Below are 20,194 nucleotides of genomic sequence, written 5' to 3' on the forward strand. Positions count from 1 at the left end.
GCCACAATCCACCCCGACAACCGCAGCGTTCGCCGAGACGCAACCACCGGAGTCAAATTCCGGAGAGGCGGCTCAGCGCATGGAGTTGAAGAACTCGCGGTGCAGGTCGGCGACCGAGTTGATCTCGGACGACGAGGCCGACACCGACTTCGACGCGATCGAGGCCTGGTCCGGCTCGGGTGCCGGAACCGGGTCGCACTGCACGTCGGACCGGTTGCCCGGCTTGCGGGCCGGCAGCGCGCCGGTCTTCAGGTAGGCGACGATCTTGTCGTCGGTGCAGGTGACACCGGAGAGCGAGCCGGCGTGCGTGGTGCCGCCGACGCCCTCGATCAGCACCGAGCCCGGGAAGTCCTTCCGCGCCTGGAGCGCGCCGTTGAACGGCGTGGCCGCGTCGTGGGTCTCCTCGATCAGCAGGGCGCTCTGCACCCGGCGGCCGTCGACCCGCACCGGCGTGCCGACGTCACCCTTCCAGTACACGCACGGCGCGTTGAACCAGGCGTTGCCCCAGGTCTCGAACGGAGCCCGGAGGAACGTGATCCAGTTGTCCCGGCGCCACTTGTTCCAGTCCAGCGGCCACTGCACGTCGGTGCACTGCACGCCCAGGTAGATCGCGTAGCTGTTGTCGTTGAACGGCGGCGAGCCGTACAGGTCGACCAGCGGCTGCGCGTCGTGGTCGTGCACCCAGGCGGCGAACGCGTTGCCGATGTCCACCCAGCCGTACACGTAGTAGCCGGCGGAGAGGAAGATGTCGGTCCACTCGTCGGCGCCGATCTTGCCGTCGGCCGGCTGGCGCAGCAGCTTCGCCTGCTCGCCGTAGAACAGCCGCTCCACGTCCCGGCCGGTCTTGCCGAGGTGCCAGACGTCGTCGTGCTTCGCCACGTAGTCGAAGTAGATCTTGATGTTGGCGTCGAACGCGATGTCCTGGTCGATGTTCGCGTCGTACCAGACCCGGGTGCGGTCCACCACGCCGTCGAAGATCACCCGGCGGAACTTGTCCGGGAACAGCGTGCCGTAGACCTGGCCGAGGTAGGTGCCGTAGGAGAACCCGTAGTAGTTGATCTGCGGCGCGCCCAGGGCCTTGCGGATGCTGTCCATGTCACGCACGGAGTCGATCGTCTTGAGGTGGTCCAGCAGCGAGCTCTGCGCCTTGTCACAGGCGTTGGCGTAGTCCTGGGACCGCTTGAGCCAGGTGCGCTCGAGGTTCGGCGTGATCGGCACGTAGAACGGCCGGTTGTAGCCGGCGTAGTCCGGGATGCAGCTCAGCGCCGGCCGGCTGGAGCCGACCCCGCGCGGGTCGAAGCCGACCCAGTCGTAAGCGTCGCCGCCGCCGTCCGGCACGAACTCGCCGAAGATGGCGTAGATCAGGCCGGAGCCGCCCGGGCCACCCGGGTTGACCAGCATGGGTCCCTGCGCCTCGGAGTCCGGCGTCTTGTGCTTGACCCGGGACACCGCGAGCTGGATCTTGGTGCCGGACGGCTTGGCGTAGTCGAGCGGAACCTCGACGAACCCGCACTCCGCGCCGGCGCTGATGAGCCTGGGGTGCTGACACGCTCCCCAGTTGATCGGCGGCGGCGTGTAGTCGGCCGCGGGGCCGGGCGCGGCCACCGCGGAAGGCACCGCCAGCAAGCCGCCGACCATCGCCCCGGCGGCCGCTACTGCGGCAACTAGTTTCTTCACGTTTCCCCTTTTCGTCCCTTATTCCCGTCGCGAACAGCACCGATCCACGACATGCGGCAGAGCTTGCCCGGCACGCATTCAACTTGGGAACACGACGTTCGTCGCTTTATCGGATCGTGACCCGGCAGGATAGCGAGGTGCCCAACCTAGCCGACAGCGGACTGGTCACCGCCGTCCGCACCGGACTCGCCGAGCTGGCGGACCCGGCGAAGGCGCCGGAGATGCAGCGCTATATGAAGTCGTTGATGCCGTTCCGGGGGGTGCAGAAGCCGGCCCGCAAGGAGCTTGCCACGCGGTTGTTCGCCGCACACTTATTGTCGGATGTGAATACGTGGACGGCCACGGTGCTGGAGCTGTGGCGCGGCGCGGAGTACCGGGAGGAGCGCTACCTGGCGGTGGATCTCACCGACTTCCGCCCGTACCGGCGCTGGCAGCAGCCCGGCCTGCTGCCGCTCTACGAGGAGCTGATCGTCACCGGTGCCTGGTGGGACCTCGTCGACGAGGTGGCCAACCGCCGGATCGGCCCGCTGGTCCGGGCGTACCCCGCCGAGCTCGCGCCGGTGATGCGGGCCTGGAGCCGGGACCGCAACCGGTGGAAGCGCCGCACCTCGATCATCTGCCAGCTCGGCTCGAAGGACGACACCGACGTGGCGCTGCTGTCGGACTGCGTCGAGGCCAACGTGGACCACCCGGACTTCTTTCTGCGCAAGGGAATCGGCTGGGCGCTGCGCGAGTTCGCCAAGACCGAGCCCGGCTGGGTCCGCTCCTTCGTGGCCGCCCACCCCGGCCTCTCGCCGCTGTCCCGCCGAGAAGCCTTGAAGCACCTGTGACAGTCCGCCTCTCCGGAATTTCTCACGGTGGTTGCGTTCCTGGGGAACGCTGCGGTGGTGTGGTGGATTGTGGCTGAGTGCCGTCACGGTCCCCTGAGGTTCCGTTGGCAGGCGCAAGCCATGTCAATCTTCCGCCCGAGCACGACAGGCACAGACCTCAGGTGGTGCGGAGGGTGGCGCCGTGGTGGCTGGTGGCCGAGGCGATCGCGGCGTCGCGGGCGACGGTGGCCTCGTCGAGGGTGAGGGTCCGGTCGGGGGCGCGGAAACGCAGCGAGTAGGCCAGGGACCGTTTGCCCACGCCGACCTGGTCGCCGGTGAACACGTCGAACAGGCTCAGGTCCTCGAGCAGGTCGCCGCCGCCGGTGCGGAGCGACTCGGCGACCTCGGCGACGGGCACCGACTCGTCCACCACCAGCGCCACGTCGAGCAGCACCGGAGGGTACGGGGACACGCGCGGCACCGGGCGGGTCTCGGCGAGCGGAAGGGCGTCCAGGTCGAGCTCCAGGGCGACGGTCCCCTGGGGCAGGCCGAGTGCCTCGACCACCTTCGGGTGCAGCTCGCCGGCGTGGCCGACCGGCCAGTCGCCGACCCGGAGCTGCGCGCACCGCCCGGGGTGCCAGGGCATCAGTTCCCAGGACTGCACCCGCAGCGTCACGCCGTAGGCGGCGGCCACGATGTGCGCGGCCTGCACGGCGTCCGCCCAGGTGGCCTTCTCCCCCGGGCCCCACCAGCCGGCCCGCTGCCGGTTGCCGGCCAGCACCACGGCGACGTGCACCGGCTGCTGCGGCAGGGAAGCCAGCAGGGCCGCCAACTCGTCGTCGGTGGGCCGCTGGGACACGCCGAGCTCCGGCACCGGCACCCGCTGCGCCTTGGGCTGCACGACCTGCCCGAGGTGGAACAGCGCCACGTCCCGCGCGCCCCGGGAAACGTTGCGCACCACGATGTCCAGCATTCCCGGCAGGAGCGTGGTGGTCAGCTGGGAACGGTCGGCCTCGAGCGGGTTGAGCACGGTCAGGGTGCGCCGCCGGCTGTCCTCGGCGTCCAGGCCGAAGGCGTCCCAGACCGTCTCGGACACGAACGGGAACGGCAGGACCTCGACGTAGCCGGCCTCGGCCAGCGCCCGGGACACGCTGCGGCGCCGGCGCTGGGCCAGGGTGAGCCCGGTGCCCGGGGCGGCCGCCGGGAGCTCCGACGGGATGGTGTCGTAGCCCTCCAGCCGCAGCACCTCCTCGACCAGGTCGGCCGGCTGCTCCAGGTCCGGGCGCCAGGACGGCGGGAAGGCGACCACCAGGGTGGTGCCGTCCGGGCCGGACTCCACGGTGGGCTGGCAGCCGATCTGCTGAAGCCGGCGGGCGGTCACGCCGCGCTCGTAGTTCACCCCGGCGACCCGGTCCGGCAGGTTGATCGGCATCGTGATCGGCGGCAGCGACAGCGGTTCGCCCACGTCGGTGCGGCCCGGCCGGATGGTGCCCTCGCCGTGCTCGCGCAGCAGCCGCGCGGCGATCTCCAGCGCCACCGGCGGCAGCGCCGGGTCGACCATCCGCTCGAACCGCTTGGACGCCTCGCTGGGCAGCTTGTGCCGGCGCACCGTGCGGGCCACCGAAGCCGGGTTCCAGATGGCGGCCTCGAGCAGGATGTCGGTGCTGTCGGTGCGGATCTCGGTGGTGGCCCCGCCCATCACGCCGGCAAGACCGATCGGACCGGACTCGTCGCACACCACGACGTCGTCCGGGTCGAGCGCGCGCTCCACGTCGTCCAGCGTGGTCAGCTTCTCGCCCGGCCGGGCGTTCCGCACGCTGATCGCGCCGTGCAGCGACGGCGTGTCGTAGGCGTGCATCGGCTGGCCGACCTCGAGCATCACGTAGTTGGTGACATCCACGGCCAGCGAGATGGACCGGATTCCGGCCAGCATCAGGCGGCGGCGGATCCACCACGGCGTCGGCGCCGTCGGGTCCACCGCGGTGATCCGGCGCACCGCGAACCGCCGGCAGATCTCCGGGTCCTCGATCGTGACGCCGACCGACTCGCCGTCGGCCTCCGGCACGTCGACCGCCGCGGGATCGCGGTACGGGACGTCGAACGCGCAAGCCAGCTCCCGGGCCAGGCCGCGCAGGGACAGGCAGTAGCCGCGATCCGGCGTGATCTCCAGGTCGATCAGGGTGTCATCGAGGCCGAGCAGCTCGATCGCGTCGTCGCCGGCTCCGGCCTCCCCGGGCGGAAGGACCAGGATGCCGCTGTGGTCCTCGCCGAGGCCCAGCTCGCGCGCCGAGCAGATCATGCCCTGGCTGGTCCGCCCGTACGCCTTGCGTTCGGCGATGGTGAAACCGCCGGGCAGCACCGTGCCGGGGAGCGCCGTCACGACCAGGTCGCCCTCGACGAAGTTGGTGGCGCCGCAGACGATCCCGCGGGTGCGTGCGGCCAGCTCCTCCTCGGCGTCGTCGCCCTCCGGCTCGGCCACCTCGACCGTGCAGTACCGCATGGGCTTCTTGACGTCCGGGAGATCCTCGATCTCCACCACGCGGCCGACCACGAGCGGGCCGGTCACCGAACCGAGCGGGTGGACGTCCTCGACCTCCATCCCGAGCCGCACGAACGCGTCGGCGATCTGTTCCGGCGTGAGTTTCTCGTCCGTCTCGAGATATTCGGTCAGCCAGCTGACGGGAAGCCGCACCGGTCAGGCCTCCGTTCCGAACGGCAGGGTGAACCGCATGTCACCCTCGACCATGTCCCGCATGTCCGGGATGCCGTTGCGGAACATGAGGGTGCGCTCGACCCCCATGCCGAACGCGAAGCCGGAATAGGCTTCCGGGTCCACCCCGCAGGCGCGCAGCACGTTCGGGTTGACCATGCCGCAGCCGCCCCACTCCACCCAGCCGGGGCCGCCCTTCTTCTCCGCGAACCACACGTCGACCTCGGCCGACGGCTCGGTGAACGGGAAGTAGTGCGGGCGGAACCTGGTCCTGGCCTGCTCGCCGAACAGCGCCCGGGCGAACGCGTCCAGCGTGCCCCGCAGGTTGGCCATGGTCAGGCCCTTGTCCACGGCGAGCCCCTCGACCTGCGTGAACACCGGGGTGTGCGTCGCGTCGAGGGCGTCGGTCCGGAACACCCGGCCAGGAGCGATGAGGTAGACCGGGGGCTTCCGCTCGAGCAGCCCGCGGATCTGCATCGGCGAGGTCTCGGTGCGCAGGACCATGCCGGAGTTCTCCGGTGCGATGTAGAAGGTGTCCCGGGTGGTGCGCGCCGGATGATCCTTCTTGAAGTTCAGCGCGTCGAAGTTGAGCCACTCGGTCTCGACCTCGGGCCCCTCCGCCACCTCGTAGCCCATCCCGATGAACACGTCCGCGATGCGCTCGTTCAGCGTGGTGATCGGATGTCTGGCCCCGCGTGGATACCGGTCCCATGGCAGCGTCACGTCGACCTTCTCGTCGCGCAGCACCCGCCCGTCCCGCTCCGCCTGCAGCTGCGCCATCCGCTCGTCGAACGCCGCCTTCACCGCCACCTGCGCCTCGTTGACCCGCTTTCCGGCCTCCGCCCTGGCCTTGGGCGGCAGCGCGCCGATCTCCCGGCGCGCGACGAGCAGCGGCGACTTGTCCCCCAGGTGCTGCGGCTTGATCGCCGCCAGCTTCGCCAGGTCCGTCACGCCCGCGAACTCCTCACGCGCCCGCTCGACGGCAGCCTGCAGCGTCTCCGGCGCGAGCGCCGCGACCTCTTTGGGGTCGTAGGAGTCGTTGGCTCCGGACATGGTTGGTGAAAGCTCCCGGGATCATGGTGGCCGGCTCACGGGCCCTGGTCAGCCGATGAGCAGCCCCGATCTTAGGTGATGGGTACTGCCCGTCCGAACCCGGTTACTCCACGCCTGGGTGGAGGCGGGGTCATGGTCTTCCTCCTTGGCTCGTGGCGCTCCCTGCCCGCTGGGCCGTAGCGCTGGAGTAGAGGCAGATCGCTGCGGCGGTAGCCAGGTTGAGGCTTTCGGCCCGGCCGTGGATCGGGACCCGGAGGGACTGATCGATGGCGGGGTGCACCTCTTCTGGTAAGCCGTGGGCTTCGCTGCCGAAGATCCAGGCGGTGGGGAGGGTCAGGTCGGCGGAGTCGAGTTCGTCGTCAGCGTTCCCGTCCGCGGCGACCAGCCTAAGGCCCGCCGATCGACAAACCGCTAATGCTTGGTTGATATCACGCGATCGAGTGATGGGGAGGTGGAAGAGGCTGCCGGTGGTGGCGCGGACACATTTGCCGTTGTGCGGGTCCACGGTGTCGCCAGCGAAGATCACGGCGTTGGCGCCGGCGGCGTCGGCTACGCGGGTGACGGTGCCGGCGTTGCCGGGGTCGGCTACGCCGACGAGCACGGCGACCAGCTTCGGGGAACCGGCGAGAGCGTCGGCCAACGGTATGTCGACCTGGTCGCAGACGGCCACGATGCCTTGGGGCGTCACGGTTACGGACAATCCGTCGGCGGCGCGCTCGGTGATGCGGGAGACCCGGACGTCGGCGCCGGCGGCGGCTTCCACGAGGTCGGCGTTGCGGGCGGCGGCGGTGGGGGTGACGAAGAGCTCGTGGACGGTGCCGAAGACGAGGGCTTCGCGGACGGCCTGGGCGCCTTCGACGAGGAACCGGCCGGAGCGGTCGCGGGCGGAGCGCTTGGTGAGGTGCCGGGCGGCAACGACCCGGGGCGTCCGCTCTGTATACAGTGGACGAACTCTGCCGGACTCAGGGTGAAGGCTCGTAACCCTCCCTTGCGTGGTCGACTGGCGGTTGGTCTGGGGTGGGACGGTTTCCGAGGGCAGGCCTCCGGCCTGCCCTCGGAAACCGTGAGCCTTCACGGGGGCCGTCGCCGAGTATTGGTGCTCAGGAAGCCTTGCCCTGGGCCGGCGCGTTCTCGCGGGCGACGGCGACCAGCGCGGCGAACGCGGTGGGGTCGCTGACCGCGAGCTCGGCGAGGATCTTGCGGTCGACCTCGACGCCGGCGACCCGCAGGCCCTGGATGAACCGGTTGTAGGTCAAGCCGTTCTGTCGCGCGGCGGCGTTGATCCGGGTGATCCAGAGTTGCCGGAAGTCACCCTTGCGGGCCCGCCGGTCCCGGTAGGCGTAGTTGAGCGAGTGGAGCACCTGCTCCTTCGCCTTGCGGTAGAGCCGGGAACGCTGCCCGCGGTAGCCGCTGGCCAGTTCGAGGGTCGTGCGGCGCTTTTTGTGGGCGTTCACCGCCCGCTTGACGCGTGCCACTGGTCCGTCCTGTCGATCTCGTGGGCGGGGTTCCGCCCGGGGTGGTCAAAGGTCTACGAGAAGTCGGCTCAACGGCCGAGCAGCCGCTTCACGCGGCGACGGTCCTTTTTGGACACCTCGGTGGTGCCGGAGAGACGGCGGGTCAGCTCGCTCGACTTCTTCTCCAGCCGGTGGCGCAGACCAGTCTTCTGGCGGAGCAGCTTGCCGCTACCGGTGACCTTGACCCGCTTGGCGATCCCCGAGTGGGTCTTCTGCTTGGGCATGTGTCATTCCTTGATCTGTGTTGCGGTGAGTTTCAGGACGGTCCGGGTGGTCCTACTGCGGATCGGATTCCCCGCTCGGCGTCGTCGCCCGCTGGCGCGTCTTCTGAACCTTGTGCGGCGCCAACACCATGATCATGTTCCGGCCGTCCTGCTTCGGCGACGCCTCGACGAAACCGAGCTCGGCCACGTCGTCGGCCAGCCGCTGCAGCAGCCGGAAGCCGAGCTCCGGCCGGGACTGCTCGCGACCCCGGAACATGATCGTGACCTTCACCTTGTTTCCGTGCTCCAGGAACCGGACCACGTTGCGCTTCTTGGTTTCGTAGTCGTGCGTGTCGATCTTCGGGCGGAGCTTCTGCTCCTTGATCACGGTGAGCTGCTGGTTGCGACGCGACTCGCGGGCCTTCTGCGCGCTCTCGTACTTGAACTTGCCGTAGTCCATGAGCCTGCAGACCGGCGGCCGGGCCTGCGGGGCGACCTCGACGAGGTCCAGATCCGCTTCCTGAGCCAGCCGGAGCGCGTCCTCGATGCGGACGATTCCGACCTGCTCGCCGTTCGGTCCGACCAGCCGGACCTCGGGTACTCGGATGCGGTCGTTGATACGTTGCTCGGAGCTGATGGGGCCTCCTCGATCCGAGGTCAGGGTCATTCACTTCTCTCTGTACGTCGCGCGCGGCCCGGATAGCCTCGTGACGCCCCTGACAACACCGAACCCCGCCGCCAACTGGCGAACGGGGCCCGCAATCCGACCGAGCCCGGCGTGGAGCCGGGACACCGTGACCCAACCTCGGTCACCGCGATCGGACCCGGCCACCTGAGTTGGTGACGCGGGTGGGAGCGGGGCTCCACTTTGCCGCCCCTCCTGGGGCAGGTCGCACCCATCAGGGTATCAGACCGGCAACCGACATCTCCGTACCGCACCTGGCAGCATGATCACCATGGTGCGAGCGGAGATCAACGGAGCCCCGGCGACCACGGGAGACCTGCACCGGCTGGCCACGGTCAACTACGGCCACTTCACGTCGATGCAGGTCCGCGACGGCCGGGTGGCCGGCCTGGACGTGCACCTGCGCCGGCTCGAGGACTCCTCCCGCGAGTTGTTCGCCGAGCCCGTGGACGGGTCGACCGTACGCGGCTGGATCCGGGCGGCCCTCGGCGACGACCGGGACGCCACGGTCCGGGTGACCGTGTTCGGCGGCGGCCGCAACCAGCGCGTGGACGCCGGGCCCTCGGTGCTGGTGTCGGTCGGCGACCCGATGCCGGACGGCCCGCAACCCGCGTGGCGCCTGCGCACCACGACCTACGTCCGGGATCTGCCGCACATCAAGCACGTCGCCACGATGGGCCTGATCCGGCACTGGCGCCTCGCCCAGGCCGACGGCTTCGACGACGCGCTGTTCGCCGACGAGACCGGGCGGATCTCCGAGGGCACGGCCTGGAACCTCGCGCTGTGGGACGGCGAGCAGGTGGTCTGGCCGGACGCTCCGCAGCTCGCCGGCGTCACCATGCAGTTGCTGAAACCCCGGATCCCCTCGGTGACCCGCCCGGTGTACGTCCGCGACCTCGCGGAGCTCCATGGTGCGGTGATCACGTACTCGAGCTGGGCCGGACAGCCGGTGGCGAGCATCGGCGAGGTGGAGTTCGCCGGCACCGGCGAACTGGCCGAGCTGATGGCGGCGGCCTGGGAGACCGTGCCGTGGGACGTGATCTAGTGTCCCGAGTCAGAGATTCGCGCGCTAAATCCGTGACATACCGACGACTGAGCGCCCAGTGTGGATCTTGGTTTGGGTGCTGGCGAGGCTGGTGTGATCAAACGGTGGGCGATGTCCTGAAGGTGACCTTCAGGACGCTCAACGTCCCGAAGGCCCCCTTCAGGACACGAGCACAGCGATCTTGGCCGGCGGATTCGCCCCAATCGGACACCGCCGCCCCTGGTGAACCGCGACCACCATGCGGACTTACGCCACGAATTTCAGGCGGGGCACATTAGCCGGATCTCCAGTGGTACCACAGTTCTGGCCGACCGACCTGGCCGTACTGCAGCCGACGGACGGCCAACCCGTTGTCCGCCAGGTATTCCAGATAGCGTCGCGCGGTCACCCGGGACACGCCGATGCCGTCGCTGGCCGCGCCCGCGGACAAGCCGTCCGCCGCGGCGCGCAGCGCGGAGACCACCGCGTCCAGGGTGGGTGCGCTCATACCCTTCGGCAGCGGCGGGCTTTCCGTCCCGCGCAGCGTCGACAGTAGACTGTCTACTTCGGACTGACCGGTGGCCTGGCCGGTGCGGTCCACGCCGGCCCGGAACCGTGCGTAGCGCTCGAGCTTGTCGCGCATGGCTGCGAACGTGAACGGCTTCAACAGGTACTGCACCACGCCGGCGGACACCGCGGCCCGCACCACCGCGAGGTCGCGCGCCGAGGTCACCGCGATCACGTCGACCGTGTGCCCGGCCGCCCGCACCGCCCGGCACACGTCCAGGCCGTGCGCGTCCGGCAGGTAGAAGTCCAGCAGCAGCAGGTCGACCGGCTGGCACTTGAGAGCCCGGACGGCCTCGGCACCGGTGTGCACGACACCGGTCACGGTGAACCCGTCCACCCGGTCGACGTACTGCCGGTGCGCCTCGGCCGCCACCGGGTCGTCCTCGACCACCAGAACCCTTATCACGCAGGCACTCCCGGCCGCACCGGAAGCCGGACGGTGAACACCGCTCCCCCGTCGCTGCCGACCTCGATGGTGCCCCGGTTGCGCCGGACCGCCTGGCCCACCAGGGCGAGCCCCAGTCCGCGGTTGCCGGGCTTGGTGGACCAGCCGCGGTCGAACGCCTCGTGCATCCGGTCCGGATCCAGCCCACGGCCGGTGTCGGCGATCCGCAGCACCAGCTCGCCGCCCTCGGTCCGCGCGGTCACGAACACCTTCGGCTGGTCACCGCCCTCGAGCGCGGCGTCCAGCGCATTGTCGATCAGGTTGCCCAGAATGGTCACCACGTCCCGGGCGCCGTCGCCGTCGAGCGCGGTTTCGTCGATCTCGGTGTCCTCGGTGATCACCAGCGCCGCGCCGCGCTCGCTGGCCTCGGCCGCCTTGCCGAGCAGCAGCGCCGCCAGCACCGGCTCGGCCACCGCACCCACCACCCGGTCGGTGAGCCGCTGTGCGATCCGCAGCTCCGCGGTGGCGAACTCGACCGCCTCCGCGGTGCGCCCGAGCTCGACCAGCGACACCACCGTGTGCAGCCGGTTGGCCGCCTCGTGCGCCTGCGAGCGCAGCGACTCGGCGAAGCCCCGCACCGAGTTGAGCTCCCCGGTCAACGCCTGCAGATCGGTGTGGTCCCGCAGGGTCACCACGCTGCCGTGCGCCCGGTCGCCGGCGTGCACCGGCGCGGAGTTGACCACCAGCACCCGGCGGTCGGTCAGCCGGATCTCGTCGTGCGCCACCCCGGCGAGGCTCGCCGCCAGCGCCTCCGGCAACCCGAGCTCGTCGACCCGCCGGCCCTCCACGCCGCCGGACAGGTCCAGCAGCTCGCGCGCGCCGTCGTTGCACAGGGTCACCCGGCGATCCTTGTCGACCAGCAGCAACCCCTCGCGCACCGCGTGCAGGATCGCCTCGTGGTAGTCGATCCGCCGGCCCAACTCGGCGGGCGCCAGCCCGTGCGTCTGCCGGCCGATCCGCCGGCTCACCAGGTAGGTGCTGGTGCATCCGACGGCGAGCGCGATGCCGGCCGCGATGAGCAGCGGCACCAGCCGGTCCCGCATCTGCCCGGCGATGGCCTCCACCGTGATGCCGACGCTGACCAGGGCCACCACCTTGTGGTCCGCGCTGAACACCGGGACCACGGCCCGCACCGAGGGGCCGAGCGTGCCGGTGTAGGTCTCGGTGAACACCTGGCCGGCCAGGGCCTGCTCGGTGTGCCCGAGGAACTGGCCGCCGATCATCGCCGGGTTCGGGTGCGTCCACCGCCGGCCGGCCGGGTTCATGATCGTGATGAAGTCGACGCCGGTGTCCGACCGGATCTCCTCGGCCATCGGCTGCAGGACCGCGCTCGGATCGGCGGAGGCCACCGCCTCGACGACGGACGGCGCGTCCGCGACGGTGCTCGCCACCGACACCGACTTCTCCCGCGCGGCGTCCTCGGTGTGCTCGGCCACGTCGACATAGACGAACACCGCCACGCCGGCCACCAGCAGGCTCACGATGATCACCTGCAGCACCAGCAGCTGTCGGGCAAGGCTCATGGCCACAGTGTCCAACTCGAAACGAGGAACATTCAAAGGCCACGGCACGGTAGAGCATGGATCAAGTTGGCTGGTGGGTGGGGCCGACCACTCGGGCGGGCCGGCGGCCCACCCTCGCTAGACCGGCATTTTGAATGCCCCTCAGGGTGTGAACGATATGTACGGAAACGTGACCCGGGTCATACCCGAGCGGATAGTGCGGGCCGTGTCCACGACCTCAGAGGCGGCGCCCCGGCGCAGCGGCGACCGCACCCACTACCTGTACCTCGCGGTGATCCTGGCCGTGCTCCTCGGCATCGTGGTCGGCTTCGCCTTCCCCGAGTTCGCGAAGTCGTTGAAACCGCTGGGCGACGGGTTCGTCAAGCTGATCAAGATGATGATCAGCCCGATCATCTTCTGCACGATCGTGCTCGGCATCGGCCGGGTGGCCAAGGCCGCGACCGTCGGCAAGGTCGGCGCGCTCGCGATCGGCTACTTCCTGGTGATGTCCACGGTCGCGCTGATCATCGGGCTGCTGGTCGGCAACGTGCTCAACCCCGGCAGTGGCCTCAAGCAGGGCGCACCGCCGGCCGCACCGCCCCAGAACACCAACGAGTTCCTGCTCAACATCATCCCGGACACCCTGCTGTCCTCGCTCACCGCGGGCAACGTGCTGCAGACGTTGCTGGTCTCGCTGCTCGTCGGGTTCGCGCTGCTGGCGCTCCGCGGTGCGGGCGCGCCGATCCTGCGCGGCATCGAGCACATCCAGCGGCTGATCTTCAAGATCCTCGCCATGGTGATGTGGACGGCCCCGGTCGGCGCGTTCGGCGCGATCGCCGCGGTGGTCGGCGCCACCGGGTGGAGCGCGCTGAAGAGCCTCGCGGTGATCATGCTCGGGTTCTACATCACCTGCGTGATCTTCGTGTTCGGTGTGCTCGGCACACTGCTCTGGACCGTGGCCCGGGTCAACCTCCTTGCCCTGCTCCGGTACCTGGGCCGGGAGTTCCTGCTCATCCTGGGCGCGTCGTCCTCCGAGGTGGCGCTGCCCCGGCTGATCGCCAAGATGGAGCACCTCGGCGTGAGCCGGCCGGTCGTCGGCATCACCGTGCCCACCGGCTACTCGTTCAACCTCGACGGCACGGCCATCTACCTGACCATGGCGACGCTGTTCATCGCCAGCGCGAAGGGCACACCGCTGACCCTCGGCGAGCAGATCTCGTTGCTGCTGTTCATGATCGTGGCGTCCAAGGGCGCCGCGGGGGTGAGCGGAGCGGGGCTCTCCACGCTCGCCGGCGGGTTGCAGGCACACCGGCCGGACCTGGTCAGCGGCGTCGGGCTGATCGTCGGCATCGACCGGTTCATGTCCGAGGCCCGCTCGCTGACCAACTTCGCCGGCAACGCGGTGGCCACCGTGCTGGTCGGCGTCTGGACCCAGGAGTTCGACCGGGACCGGGCCGGCCGCGTGCTGGCCGGCGAGGACCCGTTCGACGAAGCGACCATGGTCGACGACGGCGGCGACCGGTCGGCCGCGGGCGCGGACGGCGAGACCACGCCCGCGGTAAGGGGGTAAGGAAAGGTCGCGGTGGGTTGCTCCGTCGGAAGGCGGCCCACCGCGACCGGGCGTGTTGGTCCCTGGCGTCGGCGTGTTGGCATCAGGCGCAGTCATGTTGGCTTGTGGCGCGGCCATGTCGGCCCGTGTTCCGCGCCAGGGGCCAATTCACCGACGCCACGCGCAAACATGGCGACGTGAGAAGCCAACACACGGTTAGTCGAGCATGATCACATCGAGGGTGCCGTCGGCGTAGCGGCGGCGGAGCTCCTTCTTGTCGAACTTGCCGACGCTGGTCTTGGGGACCTCGGGGATGACGCTCCAGCGTTCGGGGACCTGCCACCAGTCGATGCGGCCGGCGAGGAAGTCGCGCAGCTCGGCGACGGTGGCGGAGCGGCCGGCCTGGAAGACCACAGCGGCGAGCGGGCGTTCCTGCCAGCGGACGTCGGGGACGGCGATCACGGCGGCCTCGGCCACCGCGGGATGGGTCATGAGCTGGCTTTCCAGCTCCACCGAGGAGATCCACTCGTCGCCGGAGCGGATCACGTCCTTGGCCCGGTCGGTCAGCGTCAGGTAGCCGTCCGGGGTGAGCGTGCCGATGTCGCCGGTGCGCAGCCAGCCGCCGGTGAACCGGGACGGGGCCTCGCGGTCGGAGGGTTCCGGCTTGTAGTAGGAGCTGGCGATCCACGGGCCGCGGATCTCCAACTCCCCCACGCTTTTCCCGTCGTGCGGGATCGGGCGGCCGTCCGCACCGATGAGCCGCGCCTCCAGCGACGGCAGCAGGCGGCCCTGGGTGATCCGGTAGTGCCAGGCGTCCTCCTCGCTGACCCCGGCCGGCGGGTGCGCCACCGCGGCGATCGGCGACGTCTCGGTCATCCCCCAGCCCTGCACGATGCGAACCCCGTGCCGCTCCTGGAACTCCCGCATCAGCGAGGGCGGGCAGGTGGCGCCGCCGGCCAGCACCATGCGCAGCGACGAGACATCCCCAGAGTGCGCGCGCAGGTGCTCGAGCACGCCCGACCAGGTGGTGGTCACCGCGGCGGCCATGGTCGGCCGCTCCCGCACGATCATGGCCACCAGCGACTCCGGCTGCAGGAACCGGTCCGGCAGCAGAAGTCCCGCCCCGGCAAGCAGTGCGGCGTAGGGCATGCCCCAGGCGTTGACGTGGAACATCGGCACCACCGGCATCAGCACGTCCAGCGGGCTCATGCCGTGCGCCGCGGGGGTGTTCACCGCCATGCTGTGCAGGTAGATCGACCGGTGGCTGTACGCGACGCCCTTGGGCTCCCCGGTGGTGCCGCTGGTGTAGCAGAGCGCGGCCGCGCTGTCCTCGTCCGGGTCCTCCCAGTCGTAGTGGACCGACTGTGCGGCAAGGAGTTCCTCGTAGTCGTGGGTGAGCTTGCCGGCGCTGCGCATGACCGCCGGGCGCCCGCTGCCGACGACCACCACGTGCTCCACGGTGGGCAGCTCCGGCAGCAGCTCGGCGAACCGCGGCAGCGCCGTCTCGTTGACCAGGATCACCCGGTCTTCGGCGTGGTTGATCGTGTACACCAGCTGGTGCTTGGAGAACCGCAGGTTGATCGTGTGCAGCACGGCGCCCATCGCCGGCACCGCGAGGTAAGCCTCGAGATGCTCGGCGTTGTTCCACATGAACGTGCCGACCCGCTGGTCGCCGGTCACGCCGAGGGCGCGCAACGCGTTGGCCAGCTGGGCGCAGCGCAGGCCCAGCTCCCCGTAGGAGCGGTACCGCGCCGCCGTCCCGGTCCAGGTCGCGGCCCGGCTGTCGGCGTGCACCGTGGTGCCGTAGCGCAGCATCCGGGCGACCGTGAGCGGGGCGTCCTGCATGGTGCTCTTCACCGCTCGCGACCCCGTTCCCGGACGTTGCGCAGCTCCCACGCGGTGAGGGCGAGCGAGACGGCGACGAACGTGGCGCGGCCCTTCAACGGCCGCCCGAGTAACCCCTCCAGCCGGTTGAGCCGGTTCAGCACGGTGTTGCGGTGGCAGTAGAGGCGGGTCGCGGTGTGCGCCACCGAGCAGTTCGTGTCGATCCACACGGCGAGCGTGGTGAGCAGGTGCCGGCCTTCCCGCCCGGGCAGGTCCAGCACCGGCCCGAGCAGCTCGCGCACCAGCATGTCGGCGAGGTCCGGGGAGCGGACCAGCAGCGCCTCCGGCAGGTGGTCCTCGAGCGTCGCCAGACCGGGCGCGCCGGCCGGCAGGGTGGCCATCGCGATGGAGGCGAGCTGGAAGCCCTCGTCGACCTGGCCCAGCCCGGCGACCACCGGGCCGGCGCCGCCACGGCCGCGCATGGCCGGACGCAGCCGGCGCAGCACCGCTTCCGGGCCGGACTTCTCCAGCGCCACCAACCCGACCAGCACCTCCCCGCTGACCTGCCAGACCGACCGGAAACCGCCGGCCGCCAACGTTTCCGCGGCCATCTCCACGCCGGGCCGGCCGGCGGACGTCGGCTCCACCGCGAACACCAGGTACGGGCTGTCCGCCGGCAGGTCCAGCTTGACCGCGGCGTCCTCCAGGAACGAGGCGTCCCGGCCGCGGCCGCGGAGCAGCTCGTCGACCATGGCGCGGCGGCGCTGCTCGGCCATCCGCAGCAGCTCCAGCTCGGTGCGGTGGTAGTGGTAGCAGGTGGCGGCCTCGGCGGAGACCTCGTCGATGATCAGCCAGAGCGAGCCGGCCAGCTCGAGCAGGGCCGGGTCGCCGGCGGCGCAGTCCACCAGCTCCTGCCAGACGGCGAGGCCGGCCAGCCGGTACGAGCGCAGCACCGAGTCCAGCGGGACTCCCCGCTCGGCCTGCCGCCGGGCGCCGGCCCGGATGACCGCGTACGGCTCGCCGCCGGCATCCCCGGTGAGCAGCCGCAGCACCGCGTCGGTGTTGTCCCGGCAGGACTTGCGCAGATCCGGCAGCGACACCAGCGCGGTGTCCAGGTAGGCGGAGTTCTTCGCGACGATGTGCCCGACCCAGCGGTCGGCGATCCCGTCCAGCCGGTCGCGCAGCACCCCGATCAGCCCGGGGCCCGCCTCGACATCCTCGACACTCTCCAGCGCTGCCATGGAGTCACGATGCTCGTTTTGCCCCCGAACGGCAAGATTCCGCCGTCTGGAGGATGTGCAATGCGCACAAGGAGCAGTGGCCTGGACTGAGCGCTACAACCAGTGATCGGCCGGTCCGGCGCTGCGACTATTGAGTCTGATGTGGATTCACCCGAGTCGGCGCTGACGAGGAGCTTCCCCGATGGCCGAGCCCACCGCCACACCTGACCAGCCGGCCGTCGGACGCCGGCGGTTCCTCACCTACGTGATCGCCGCGCCCACGCTCACCATGGGCGCGTCGCTGTCCGCGGAAACCGCGTCGGAGGCCACCCCCGGCCTGCCGGACATCGTCGACCTCACCGACGCCCTGGTGCTGGCCGCCGCGCCGACCGTGCACAACCTCGTCGTCGAGATCACCCCGGCCAACCGCGTCGTCGTTCAGCTGCCGCGGGAGGAGGTCGGCCAGGGCATCACGACCACGTTCGCCATGATCGTCGCCGAGGAGCTGGACGCCCGGCTGGCCGACGTCGAGGTGCGGTTGCAGGACGCCACGCCGGCCAACCTGATGAACCAGCTCACCGGCGGCTCGGCGTCGGTCTCCGTGCTGTACCAACCGATGCGTGAGGTCACCGCGGCCATGCGGGCCCGGCTGGTGACCGCCGCCGCGCACCGCTGGGGCCTGCCGGCCGGCTCACTGTCCACACGCGACACGATGGTGATCGCGCCGGACGGTCGGACCGCCGGGTACGGCTCGCTGTCCGCGGACGCCGCGCGGGTGCTGCTGCCGGAGGTTTCCGCGGCACCCAAGGATCCCACGCGGTTCACGGTGATCGGCACGCCGCGCAACCGGATCGACGCGCTGGACATCGTCACCGGGCGGGCGAGGTACACCCACGACCTGGACGTGCCCGGCGCCAAGCCGACCGTGGTGGCCCGGCCGCCGACGATCAGGGGCACGGTCGCCTCGGTGGACGACTCGGTGGCCCGCGGCATGCCCGGAGTCCTCGCGGTGACCCGGATCCCGACCGGCGTCGCGGTCACCGCGGAGACCTTCGACCAGGCGCAGCAGGCCCGGGACGCGCTGAAGATCACCTGGAACCCCGGGCCCGTTGCCGGAATGTCGGATGTCGACATTCGGACCCGACTGCGCGCGGCGGCTCCGCCGTTCGTGCTGCCGCCGCTGGGCACGCTCACCGTCGAGGGCGAGTTCAGCTTCGCCTTCCTCAACCACGCGCCGCTGGAGGTGATGGGCGCGATCGCCGACGTGCGCGCCGACCGGGCCGAGGTGTGGATGCGCTCGAAGAGCCCGATTCCCGCCCAGGCCGCGGTGGCCGCCGCGGTCGGGTTGCCGCAGAGCGCGGTGACGCTGCACCCGATCCGCGGCGGCGGCTCGTTCGGGCGCGGGCTGTTCTTCGACGCCGGGCCCGAGGCCGCGCTGGTGTCCAAGGCGATCGGGCGGCCGGTCAAGCTGCTCTACACCCGGGCCGACGACATGCACCACGGCCGGATGCGCCCGGCCAGCTTCCACCGCGTCCGGGCCACCTACCTGCTCGGCACCGTGCTGTCCTACGAGCACCGGGTCGGCGCGGTGGAGCTGGATCTGCGGCACGGCTTCGGCGACGTGATCACCGCGCTGGGCGCCGGCCTGCTGCCGGGACCGTTCGCGCAGACCGTGTTCCACCTGACCCAGAACATGCCGTACAACTTCGGCGTCGAGACCTACCTGCTGGGCGAGGTCCCGCTCGGGGTGGCGACCAGCTCGTGGCGGTCGATCTACTCCGGCGCGGTGGCGGTGGCCGACGAGATCATGGTCGACGAGATCGCCCGGCGGCTCGGCCAGGACCCGGTCGCGTTCCGGCTGGCGCGGCTGTCCGGCGCGCGCGAGCGGGCGGTGGTGCAGAAGGTGGCCACCGAGGGCGGCTGGGGGCGCGCGCTGCCACCCGGGCACGCCCAGGGTGTGGCGATCCACGAGGAGTACAAGGGCTGCGCGGCGGTTCTGGTGGAACTCGACGCGACCGGAACCGAGCCGCGGGTGACCAAGGCGGTGGTCGCGGTGGACGTCGGCCGGGCGATCAACCCGCGCGGGCTGGAGGCGCAGCTGGCCGGCGTGGTGGTGGACGGGATCTCGGCCACCCTGCGCGCCGGCAACCACATCGACAACGGCGCGGTGCGCGAGTCCAGCTTCACCGACTTCAAGTGGGCCCGGATGCGGCACAGTCCACTTCAGACAGAGGTGCACGTCATGCCGCCCAGCACCGGAAAACCCGGCGGCGCGGGCGAACTGGGCTTCCCGGCGGCCGCCGCCGCGGTGGCCAACGCCTACGCCCGGGCCACCGGAACCCGTCCGCGCAGCTTCCCGATCGCCGGCTGAAGGAGCGTTCGATGCCCAACTACACGTTCGTGCTGAACGGCTCGCCGGTGACCGTCAACGCGCCGCCGGACATGCCGATGCTGTGGGTGCTGCGGGACATCCTCGGGGTCACCGGGCCGAAATACGGCTGCGGCGTCGGGGTGTGCCGGGCCTGCACCAGCCATCTCAACGGTGCAGCGTTCAACCCGTGCGTGACCCCGGTCGCGGACTGCGCCGGCCAGCGGGTCACCACGATCGAGGGCCTCGCCGAGGGTGACACCCTGCACCCGGTTCAACAGGCCTGGCTCGAGGAGGACGTCGCCGCGTGCGGCTTCTGCCAGGCCGGTCAGATCATGGCCGCGGCCGCTCTCCTTGCCACCAAGCCGAACCCGACCGACGACGACATCGACACGATCGACAACGTCTGCCGGTGCGGCACCTACCACCGGATCCGCAAAGCCATCAAGCGCGCAGCTGCCGGGTAGGTGCGATGAAGGCGTCCTTTCTCACGCCCAGTGCGAGGAAAGACGCATTCACCGGACCACCCCGGCGAGCCATGCGAACTCACTCACCCAACCCAGCCCCAGGCACAACCCACCACGTCTGAAACACGCCCTAACCGGCGAGGTAGGTGCGCAGGCCGCGGTGGCCGCGGCGCATCATCGCGGCGTGGTTGGCGCGGAACAGCGGCCGGGCCACCGGGGCGAGCCGGCGCAGCAGCCGCTTGTTGACCACGACCTGCTGGGCGATCTCCAGCTGGGCCCGGCGCGGTTCGTGCTGGGCCACGATCCCCTGCACGTAACCCTCGAGGTCGCCGGTCATGTCGACGCGCAGCCGGCCGGCCCGCTCGTCCTGCTCGGTCCGGTGCAGCCGGAACACCAGCGCGTACGGCAGCAGGGCACGGCAGGTGAGTTCCGCGGTGTCGTCGTCGACCCGGCTGACCGAGCGGATGTCCGGCCACCACGCCGGATAGTTCGCCAGGTCGACCAGCGCACCGAACAGCCTGGCCGCGGCCACCTCCAGGGACCACACGTTCCGGAACCGGTACTCGTTCAGCGACAC

The 20,194-nt window shown here is 70.6% G+C and carries 17 protein-coding genes; 5 read left to right on the top strand and 12 right to left on the bottom strand.

Translation table 11 applies throughout. The features are described 5' to 3' along the window. Positions 1–72 precede the first annotated feature (72 nt). On the bottom strand, positions 73–1,677 hold the full coding sequence (locus VGR06_RS10310; protein WP_327558774.1) for an alpha/beta fold hydrolase: 1,605 nt from the start codon (positions 1,675–1,677) through the stop codon (positions 73–75). 137 nt (positions 1,678–1,814) lie between these two features. Here VGR06_RS10310 and VGR06_RS10315 point away from each other — a divergent pair, with 137 nt between their 5' ends. Then, a complete protein-coding gene (locus tag VGR06_RS10315; RefSeq protein WP_327558775.1) occupies positions 1,815–2,507 on the top strand; it encodes a DNA alkylation repair protein in 693 nt (230 codons plus the stop codon). 157 nt (positions 2,508–2,664) lie between these two features. Here the strand turns inward: VGR06_RS10315 and pheT are convergent, their stop codons facing one another. From pheT to infC, 6 genes are all read right to left on the bottom strand, one after another. Continuing rightward, a complete protein-coding gene (pheT, locus tag VGR06_RS10320) occupies positions 2,665–5,178 on the bottom strand; it encodes a phenylalanine--tRNA ligase subunit beta (RefSeq protein ID WP_327558776.1) in 2,514 nt (837 codons plus the stop codon). A gap of 3 nt (positions 5,179–5,181) precedes the next feature. Then, positions 5,182–6,249 (bottom strand): phenylalanine--tRNA ligase subunit alpha, encoded by a 1,068-nt coding sequence (gene pheS / locus VGR06_RS10325; RefSeq protein ID WP_327558777.1) that lies wholly within the window; start codon positions 6,247–6,249, stop codon positions 5,182–5,184. A gap of 130 nt (positions 6,250–6,379) precedes the next feature. Continuing rightward, a complete protein-coding gene (locus VGR06_RS10330; RefSeq protein WP_327558831.1) occupies positions 6,380–7,192 on the bottom strand; it encodes an RNA methyltransferase in 813 nt (270 codons plus the stop codon). Positions 7,193–7,349: 157 nt separating this feature from the next. Beyond that, positions 7,350–7,724, bottom strand: coding sequence for a 50S ribosomal protein L20 (gene rplT / locus VGR06_RS10335; protein ID WP_327558778.1), 375 nt, complete (start codon positions 7,722–7,724; stop codon positions 7,350–7,352). A 68-nt stretch (positions 7,725–7,792) separates the two neighbouring features. Further along, complete coding sequence (gene rpmI / locus VGR06_RS10340) at positions 7,793–7,987, bottom strand: 50S ribosomal protein L35 (protein ID WP_327558779.1); 195 nt, start codon at positions 7,985–7,987, stop codon at positions 7,793–7,795. A gap of 52 nt (positions 7,988–8,039) precedes the next feature. After that, positions 8,040–8,633, bottom strand: a complete 594-nt coding sequence (infC, locus tag VGR06_RS10345; protein ID WP_327558780.1) for a translation initiation factor IF-3 — start codon at positions 8,631–8,633, stop codon at positions 8,040–8,042. Positions 8,634–8,922: 289 nt separating this feature from the next. Here infC and VGR06_RS10350 point away from each other — a divergent pair, with 289 nt between their 5' ends. Continuing rightward, entirely contained in the window at positions 8,923–9,696 is a 774-nt protein-coding gene (locus VGR06_RS10350; RefSeq protein ID WP_327558781.1) for an aminotransferase class IV, read from the top strand. Positions 9,697–9,970: 274 nt separating this feature from the next. On the opposite strand, the gene VGR06_RS10355 is transcribed toward VGR06_RS10350, so the two are convergent. Beyond that, positions 9,971–10,648 (bottom strand): response regulator, encoded by a 678-nt coding sequence (locus VGR06_RS10355; protein WP_327558782.1) that lies wholly within the window; start codon positions 10,646–10,648, stop codon positions 9,971–9,973. Further along, entirely contained in the window at positions 10,645–12,210 is a 1,566-nt protein-coding gene (locus VGR06_RS10360) for a sensor histidine kinase (protein ID WP_327558783.1), read from the bottom strand. Before VGR06_RS10360 ends, VGR06_RS10355 begins: the two co-directional genes overlap by 4 nt. A gap of 157 nt (positions 12,211–12,367) precedes the next feature. Between VGR06_RS10360 and VGR06_RS10365 the strand changes: the two genes are divergently transcribed. Continuing rightward, entirely contained in the window at positions 12,368–13,759 is a 1,392-nt protein-coding gene (locus tag VGR06_RS10365) for a cation:dicarboxylate symporter family transporter (RefSeq protein ID WP_327558784.1), read from the top strand. Between the two features lie 195 nt (positions 13,760–13,954). On the opposite strand, the gene VGR06_RS10370 is transcribed toward VGR06_RS10365, so the two are convergent. Next, entirely contained in the window at positions 13,955–15,595 is a 1,641-nt protein-coding gene (locus tag VGR06_RS10370) for a long-chain fatty acid--CoA ligase (RefSeq protein WP_327558785.1), read from the bottom strand. After that, entirely contained in the window at positions 15,592–16,803 is a 1,212-nt protein-coding gene (locus VGR06_RS10375; RefSeq protein ID WP_327558786.1) for a helix-turn-helix domain-containing protein, read from the bottom strand. Before VGR06_RS10375 ends, VGR06_RS10370 begins: the two co-directional genes overlap by 4 nt. A gap of 181 nt (positions 16,804–16,984) precedes the next feature. Between VGR06_RS10375 and VGR06_RS10380 the strand changes: the two genes are divergently transcribed. Together VGR06_RS10380 and VGR06_RS10385 are read left to right on the top strand one after the other, a co-directional pair. After that, complete coding sequence (locus VGR06_RS10380) at positions 16,985–19,153, top strand: xanthine dehydrogenase family protein molybdopterin-binding subunit (RefSeq protein ID WP_327558787.1); 2,169 nt, start codon at positions 16,985–16,987, stop codon at positions 19,151–19,153. A gap of 11 nt (positions 19,154–19,164) precedes the next feature. Then, positions 19,165–19,617 carry a (2Fe-2S)-binding protein gene (locus VGR06_RS10385; protein WP_327558788.1) on the top strand — a complete coding sequence of 151 codons (453 nt, stop codon included), beginning with the start codon at positions 19,165–19,167 and terminating at the stop codon, positions 19,615–19,617. Positions 19,618–19,747: 130 nt separating this feature from the next. Here the strand turns inward: VGR06_RS10385 and VGR06_RS10390 are convergent, their stop codons facing one another. Next, entirely contained in the window at positions 19,748–20,194 is a 447-nt protein-coding gene (locus tag VGR06_RS10390) for a polyketide cyclase (protein WP_327558789.1), read from the bottom strand.

Origin of the sequence: Actinophytocola sp., assembly GCF_036002505.1 — a bacterium.
In the GTDB taxonomy this organism is placed as follows: Bacteria; Actinomycetota; Actinomycetes; order Mycobacteriales; family Pseudonocardiaceae; genus DASYTH01.